Source organism: Paenibacillus sp. KS1 (genome assembly GCF_001680695.1).
GTDB lineage: Bacteria > Bacillota > Bacilli > Paenibacillales > Paenibacillaceae > Paenibacillus_B > Paenibacillus_B suaedae.
In genome coordinates, this window is sequence record NZ_MAIS01000150.1 from 1 (window position 1) to 7,542 (window position 7,542).

Annotated in this window: 6 protein-coding genes; 2 read left to right on the forward strand and 4 right to left on the reverse strand. The window is 48.1% G+C overall.

Annotated elements, in window-relative coordinates; translation table 11 throughout:
• The 4 genes from BBG47_RS26735 to BBG47_RS26750 all read right to left on the reverse strand — a co-directional run.
• Positions 1-322, reverse strand: a 322-nt coding sequence (locus tag BBG47_RS26735; protein ID WP_217492535.1) for a hypothetical protein, incomplete at its 3' end; no start/stop codon positions are given.
• On the reverse strand, positions 316-3,468 hold the full coding sequence (locus BBG47_RS26740) for a S8 family serine peptidase (RefSeq protein WP_175400652.1): 3,153 nt from the start codon (positions 3,466-3,468) through the stop codon (positions 316-318). The genes BBG47_RS26740 and BBG47_RS26735, both read right to left, overlap by 7 nt.
• Positions 3,469-3,826: 358 nt before the next feature.
• Positions 3,827-5,011, reverse strand: coding sequence for an MFS transporter (locus tag BBG47_RS26745; protein WP_065294281.1), 1,185 nt, complete (start codon positions 5,009-5,011; stop codon positions 3,827-3,829).
• Positions 5,012-5,189: 178 nt separating this feature from the next.
• Positions 5,190-5,654, reverse strand: a complete 465-nt coding sequence (locus tag BBG47_RS26750; protein WP_065294279.1) for an ArpU family phage packaging/lysis transcriptional regulator — start codon at positions 5,652-5,654, stop codon at positions 5,190-5,192.
• 355 nt (positions 5,655-6,009) lie between these two features.
• On the opposite strand from BBG47_RS26750, the gene BBG47_RS26755 reads away from it, so the two are divergent.
• On the forward strand, positions 6,010-6,471 hold the full coding sequence (locus BBG47_RS26755) for a hypothetical protein (protein WP_021254395.1): 462 nt from the start codon (positions 6,010-6,012) through the stop codon (positions 6,469-6,471).
• A gap of 6 nt (positions 6,472-6,477) precedes the next feature.
• Positions 6,478-7,476 carry a DUF3383 family protein gene (locus tag BBG47_RS26760; RefSeq protein ID WP_065294280.1) on the forward strand — a complete coding sequence of 333 codons (999 nt, stop codon included), beginning with the start codon at positions 6,478-6,480 and terminating at the stop codon, positions 7,474-7,476.
• Positions 7,477-7,542 lie beyond the last annotated feature (66 nt).

Below are 7,542 nucleotides of genomic sequence, written 5' to 3' on the forward strand. Positions count from 1 at the left end.
CGCTGTCCGGCGATACCGAAATCGACGTTAATACAGGATCGACTGGGGTCGAAGTGACAGTGACGGGTACTGAAGCCGATTTCCCTTCATAAGCTACCGTTATCGTCGTGCTGCCTTCTCCTACCCCCGTTACTTTACCATAGACAACGTCTATGACACTGAGATCGTAATCGGCATAGATGGCCCCATACGTGACGTCACTAACACTTACTGGGAATGGCTTGCCGTCTGCGTCAACATATTGAGCTGTTACCGTAAGATTTGCAGTGGAACCGACACCTAAGGTTAGAGCCTCCGGCTGTACTTTAATTCCACTTAACACGGGATCTGCGCTAGTAATCGTAACAACTTTCTCCGCATGATTACCTCCGCGTCGTCTACGAGCAATTTCAGCTTGTTCGCTCCGGTCGTTAAACCGCTTAACGTGATATCGAAATTGCCATTTTGATCAAGCTTTACAGGTTGCGAGGAAATCAAGTTGTCGTCGCTGTCCAATAGTTCGTATTTCACATGCAAGTTGTCGTTAACGTTGTAGGCCAAGCCCAATTCTTCTTCAACAACTGGTCCGAATTTCACGTATGAATCGTCGATCGAGCCGGAGAACTGCACATTCGAACCCGTAACATTTAAACTGTCGGGAGAAACGAATTTTGGCTTGCTCGTCTTGACATACACCGGAATCCAATCCCCTGTCACTGCTCCTGTTGAAGAGGATTGCCCTACAATCTCCATGGCATAGGCGCCTTCTGGAACAGCTGTGTTCAGCGTCGTTCCCGGCTGACCCCATTGATGATACATACCGTTAAAGGTTAACGTCTTTGCTCCCGTTGTCACGCTGCCGTTCATAATCCATCCGATAGTACCGTCTCCGTAATATCCGCCGCTCATATTGTTTAGATCATAAAGTTGAATGTATGAAGTTCCTTGCCTATCGTGGAATTCATATCTCACAGTTGTGCTGTCCAGCTTGCCATCCCCGTTCGGAGAGATATGGTTGCTGTCTATCGTAAAGGTCTTCAATCCCGTCGGTGGGGCGAAATTCGCCGCGAAGGGAAGAATTAGATTTGTCGTACCGTTTGTAATCTTTACGTAACCCAGCATTTCGTTACCGTTTGCTCCAGTCCCTTTCGGAACATTTAGCGTCACGGTCAAATTTTGTTCATCGTTTAACGTAAAGCTGGACTTGTCGACTGTCACGCTTGAGCTCGCAAGCGTACCTGTCGCCGCTTTCGTCGTTTGGACGGATACCGTATAGTCGCTTGGGCTTCCCGTTACATTTTTAACAAGAATAGATCGTGATACCGTTGTTGGATTGTTCGTATTCGGAGATACATTGCCGAAGGTGATTGTTCCCTTGGTGTAGTCATAAGTCTTATTGGAGAAAGTGGTTTGATCCAATTCATACGCGAGCGCTTCAGTTGTCGCTGCTTTAAGCGGCTGAATACGTCCCGGACCTTGAGAGAAGACGTCGTATTTCGTTACGTCCAGTTGCTTGGCCGTATTCGAAATCGCGACTTTAATATCGAACGGAGTCCAATCCGGATGCTGCGATTTAAGCAAAGCCGCAACCCCCGCTACGTGCGGAGCCGCCATACTCGTTCCTGTATAACGGTCGTAGGATTCGGAATAGTCAGGGTAGTTAGGCAGAGGCTGTCCTTGATTATCGAGATAATCTTTGCCATATGCAGGAACCGATGACATGATGTTAGTTCCTGGAGCCACCACGTCCGGTTTAATATCAAAGACCGGATTGGCAGGTCCGCGCGAACTTGAATTATTGATATCGTCACTTAAAGTCGTACCGGTGGTGAATTCTCCGAAGGTGACGGTACCTGAGTCGCCCGCAAGAGCCGTTCGCAGTACGCTGCCGTCCGTGTAGGACATATCAAATGTTGGGATGGACGCGAAGGAATCTCCCACAAAGGCCCCCGATGGTCCTGGAGTATTCGTTCCGCCCGCAGAGTTGTGAACAATAACCGCTGCGGCACCTGCACTTTTCGCTGCCGCGATTTTATCCACGAAGGCAATATCTCCGCGGGCAACGAGAGCGACTTTGCCTGCCACATTCAGACCTACGTAATCCGTCACTTTACCAACGCCAGGGATTGCGACGACATCATACGTTCCGGTCAAAATGGTTTTCGGGTCTGTGCCGAATTTCCATGCCATCAAATTCATGATATATGGTGTGACCGTTCCCGCTTTGTCTAGAGTTACAGTAGCCTTTCCGGCCATCGTTTTTTCCGGAACAGTAGAGTTGCCCACCGATATCGCGAAGGCTGCCGTGCCCGGACTGCCGATCGTCCCTCTATTTGGACCTGAATTCCCCGTAGAAAGGACTGCTGTCGTACCTGCTAGAACTGCATTGTTGATGGCGATCGCGTCAGAAGCAACTTGGCTATTGGTAGATCCGCCCAAAGATAGATTGATAATGTCCATCTTCTCTTCGACGGCTTTATCAATACCTGCGATAACCCCTGAATTCGAGCCGCTTCCATACGCGCCCAGCACGCGATAAGCATACAATTCAACGGAAGGGGCAAGTCCCTTTATGCCAAAAGGATTTTGGCCTTGAGCTGCAATAGTCCCGGCAACATGGGTACCATGTGAGGTATTAAAAGGATTTCCAGTAGTAGGGTGAATCCACGGTCTATTATCAGGGTGATCCAACGGCGTAGTTTCATACGGATCGTCTCCTCTAGTGCGAGCGTATCCCGTATCGGAACCGTCTACTACTTGCGTAATAAAGTTATGTCCGCCTTTATAAACGTCTTTTAAATCTGGATGAGTATAATCAATTCCGGTGTCGATAACGCCTACTTTAACTCCTTGGCCTGTATAGCCTAAGGCCCATACAGATGGAACTTCAAGGAATGGATTACTCGTGTTCATGTTCGGATGGATTTCACTATCCGGCAGTTTTGAGGACTCTACCCCCAGAGCGTGAACTTCCACGTCAGGCTCTACCATTTGTACACCTTTCATCTTAAGTAACTGTTCCACTTGACTTGCTTTTACTTTAAGGGAGACCCCATTAAACGCATAATTGTATGTAAAGCCCACGTTAGCGTTGATACTCTTGCTACTTAATTGGCTGACAAAGCTTTGTTGCTGTTTATTGATCTTTTGTTTCGTGTTCTGTTCTGAGGCTGCAGTAAATGATTTGCCCTCAAGCATACTCATACCCTTCGCTAGAGCTACTGGGGCTTCGGATAATTGGACGATAACTGAAATTTCCTTGTCGTCAGTAAGGTTTTGCAAATCGGGATGGAGTACAGGCTCTTGACCTTCTGTAAATTTATTCTGATCAACAATCTGCTGCATCTTTGCACGCATTTCAGGACTCAGTGCCTGGCCTGTCAATTGTGCTTGTGAATCAAATGCGTATGCGGAAATCGGAAAGAGTAGGGAAAATAGCGTCAATACGACTACTAGCAAACGACTTACAAATAAACGTAAATTTTTCAATCGGCTGTGCACTCCTTTTCTCAAAATGATAGATAGCATTTCTCGGGTTATTTACACCTCCTTACATATTCTGAAAATGATGGCGGTTCACTTAGAATATATGATACAATTTGTATCGTGTCAACGCTTTCATGTTAATGAAATGTAACTGAAATCAAATTTCCTAAAATGAAAAATAAAAAACGACACTCTATACCAATTTTCGGAGTAGAGTGTCGTTTTTTGGGCTTAATATCCGCCCGCAATGAATATAAATTCGCATCCAATTAACCAAGTGATTAACCAAATTTGAACCCGTGGATTTACAATTCCAGAGCGTGGAATTTGTATCATATCAACTGCCTTCGGCTTGCTTCATTTATTCAGCTGCAGCGGCTGTATTGGCCTTAACTCGGGAAGAACGAGTCAGGGAGAACATGGCACTTCCCAGCGCCAGCAGGACGAACAGGCAGCCGACCCATGCATTATTGGCTACAGAGCTCTGTTCAATGACAAGTCCGCCAACGACAGAACCACTCGCAATACCAAGATGAAGCACCGATGAGTTCAGGCTGAGCTGGATGTCAGCTGTATCGGGAGCAGTCTGCATGAGATAGCTTTGCTGCGCCGGGGACAATGCCCAGCTGAGCGCACTCCAAATCACCATCGCAATCAAGAAGACGTAGAACGATACTTGTGCCGTCAGTGGCAGGACAAACATGATCACCGCGAAGCTTGATACAATCAGCAAAATGGAGCGTTTTGTTCCCCATTTATCCGCCATCAAGCCGCCAAGCCCTCCGCCAGATACGGCTGCCAAGCCGAACAAGAAGTACACAATGCTGGTCATGCCTGGACTAAGCTGGAACGTCTCCTGTAAATATGGAGTCAGATATGCATAGAGGGTCAAATGCCCTGTCAGCATCAAGTACGAAATAAGATGACCGCTGACGAGCTTCGCATTCTTCAATGAAGCGAACTGTGTACGCAGGGTCGTAACCTCGGAAGGGGGAACCTTCGATAAGAAGGCATAAATCCCTAGCATTGCAATTGCAGTCAGTCCCACAACTAGCAGGAACGGCGCCCGCCATCCGTATGCATTTCCGATAACCATACCAATAGGAACGCCTAAGACGAGTGATCCACTGATGCCCATATAGATGACGCCAATGGCGCGCCCTTTATATTCCGGTTGGACGAGCTTCGAGGCAATCGTGATGGACAACACGATAAGCAGCGAGCCGCTGGATGCCGACAAGGCTCTGGCTGCGAGCAATGTAGCATAATTCGAACTGAACGCCACGATAAGATTCGAGATTAGGAAGATGAACAAAAAGACAATATACAGTTTTTTGCGTTCAAATTTGGCTGTGAGATTCATTAATATTGGTGCCGATATCGCAAAGGCAATCGAGAAGATCGTAATCAGCTGCCCGGCTGCACTGACGGTAATGTTCAAGTCCGCGGCTATCTGATCGAGAATTCCCCCGATAATAAGCTCTACCGTGCCGACGACGAATGCGGCTACTGCCAAAATATATACACGAAAGTTCAAGAGAGACATTCCTTTCTGATTGAATAAAAAGTTACTACTATTATAGTAACCTAAATGCGAATGTGCAACAGAAAAGTATTCCTGCTTGTCAGATGTCGTATCCATTCACTCTAGCAAGATACGAACAAGCCGACCTAAGATGATGGCATCCTGGTCGGCTTGTTTACGTTCAGTATATCTCTATGCATTATGATGTCTTGGTCGAACGAAAGGCGTACTGGAAGGCATTCAGCAGCTTGGCGAATGCGCGCTTGCGGATATGTCCGTAGGTTACGGCGCTTATCGGGGGATCGAATCGGAAATTGTACACCTTCGTGTCCGTCATGCGAGCTTCCTTCATATATCGCTCGCGGATGAGCAGCTGCTCGTCCGGCTCCAATTCGTGCACGATGGACTCAATCAGCTCGCAAAACGCCAGACATTCGCTCGCTCTATCTGTATTATAGACCGCTACTGCTGCAGTCGGGTCGCCGACCCGGTTCGTCGCGCCATTTTCTCTCGCTTCATAATTCGTTGTAATCCGCGCCTCGCGAACTGCGAACTTCATCACTTTACACATTCTGTATTTGGCAAATACCTCATCAATTCGTGCTTTTGCTTGCTTCGCATCCATCGCTTCATGTTCTGGCATGTCTATGAATCCCATCATCATTAGGCAAGGCCTCCTTTGTTTCCATTCATACTCGAGGTTGTGTACTTCCTATTTATCTATTGGGTCCAGCATCGAAATGGAACACCGTGGGCAGGTATTCCCATTATACCACAAAAACAAGAACATTTGTTCCTATAAATAATTAAAAACAAATCAAAAAGAAACTATAAAAGCAGTTTAAACCAAACATGTGTTCGCCGTTTTATACTATTAACGTGGACATCGTGAGCAGAAAGGAAGCTGCCTTCGTTGATTTCAAGCAAGCAGCATGACACTCTGTTAGGATGGCCGATTAGCAAATGAGCAGGATGCAAGATTAACAATTTTCCCAGTAGATGAAGGGAGGTGATGTGGATTGATTGTATATCGCGACATTGTAGAACGATGGCTCGTGCCCATGGGGAAGGCATTGAACATGCCAGTTGTTCCCTTGGACGGCCTGAAGGCGGATCAGACCGAGCCGCTTATCGCGTACGACGTGGCTGAGCCCTACATCGATTGCTCGCCCCATCATGCGGAGTCACAAGGGATGATTGAGAAGGTTGTTGAGATGGAATGGCTGCTTCTCATTCGCTCCAAGGATCGCATGGATATGGTGGAACGCTGCCGGGATTTGCTCGGCTGGCAGTGGACGGAAGGATTGGAGTGCTTGACGACAATCCCAGCCGTGCAGGTGCATATGGGGCCAGCGCAGTGGAAGACGGAGCCGACTGCCGGACTAGGTCTCCGCATTAGGCTTCGCATGAAGGATCGCTTCGAGCGAAACTTTACATTCATCGAAAAAGTGGAATTACAACGAAACGAAAAGAAGGAGTGATTGTTCATGTCAATTCAAGACGTACAAGTAACGATTGATTTACAAAAGCCTACAGGTCGGTTGTCCTTCGGAATGCCGCTTATTATCGGGAAAAAGGCCGGAGGCTCTGCCTATAAAGAATACGGGGATCTCAAGGCGGTCAAGGATGATTTCGCGGATACGACAGCGGAATACAAAATGGCGGAGGCGCTCTTTGGACAAGGCGACCGCTCGCCAGCTCGCATTGCGATTACAGCTTGCGATGAGAAGGAGGAACCGGCAGCTCGCCTTCGTTCTGTAGTCGATAACGGCTGGTACTACCTGCTCTCCTCTGATAATAGCGATGCTGTAGTTGAGGCGTTGGCGGCAGAGATTGAGAAGGAAGATTACCGTCTGTTCTTTACACGTACTGCTGATAAGACGAAGCTTCAAGCGCTGAAGTCCAAGGCTTATACGCGTACGGTCGTGTTCTATCACGCGGATGCCGCGGTATATCCAGAAGCCGCGCTCGTAGGTTCGGTTGGTTCTGCGGAAGTGGGCTCTGTGACGTGGAAGTTCAAGAAGTGCACAGGCATCGACGCGATGAAGGTAACAGCTGGCGAATTGATGGAAATTCACGACAGCGGCGCAATTACGTACGTGAACAAGCAGGGCGAGGCTCGAACTTCGGAAGGCAAGACGCTGTCCGGTGAATATATCGATGTCATTATGGCGCGTGATTATGTGCGTGCCCGCATGGAAATGCAAATTCAGAATTTGCTCAATCAATCGAGCAAAATTCCGTACACCGATGCAGGTATTGTCCAAATCGAGAGCGCAGTGATCAACGTGCTGTTGGAATCTGCACGTATGGGTATCATCGCGACAGCCGACAGTGGCGAGCCGCTGTTCGGTACGTCCTTCCTGTCTCGCAATGAGGTAAATCCAAGCGATCGCGCGAACCGCGAATATCGCGGCGGCTCGTTCTGGTTCGAGATCGCGGGCGCGGTACATCAAGTGAAGGTGAACGGTGTTATCCGCTTCTAGTGAATCACTTTCTATCACGAGGCATGGCAAGAAGTAACTCGACATCGAATCTTGCATTCACTCTCG

What these genes read in the sequence shown, in the direction of transcription:
- BBG47_RS26745 (WP_065294281.1), bottom strand. Translation starts at nt 5,011, where the DNA reads ATGTCTCTCTTGAACTTTCGTGTATATATTTTGGCAGTAGCCGCATTC.
- BBG47_RS26750 (WP_065294279.1), bottom strand. Translation starts at nt 5,654, where the DNA reads ATGATGATGGGATTCATAGACATGCCAGAACATGAAGCGATGGATGCG.
- BBG47_RS26760 (WP_065294280.1), top strand. Translation starts at nt 6,478, where the DNA reads ATGTCAATTCAAGACGTACAAGTAACGATTGATTTACAAAAGCCTACA.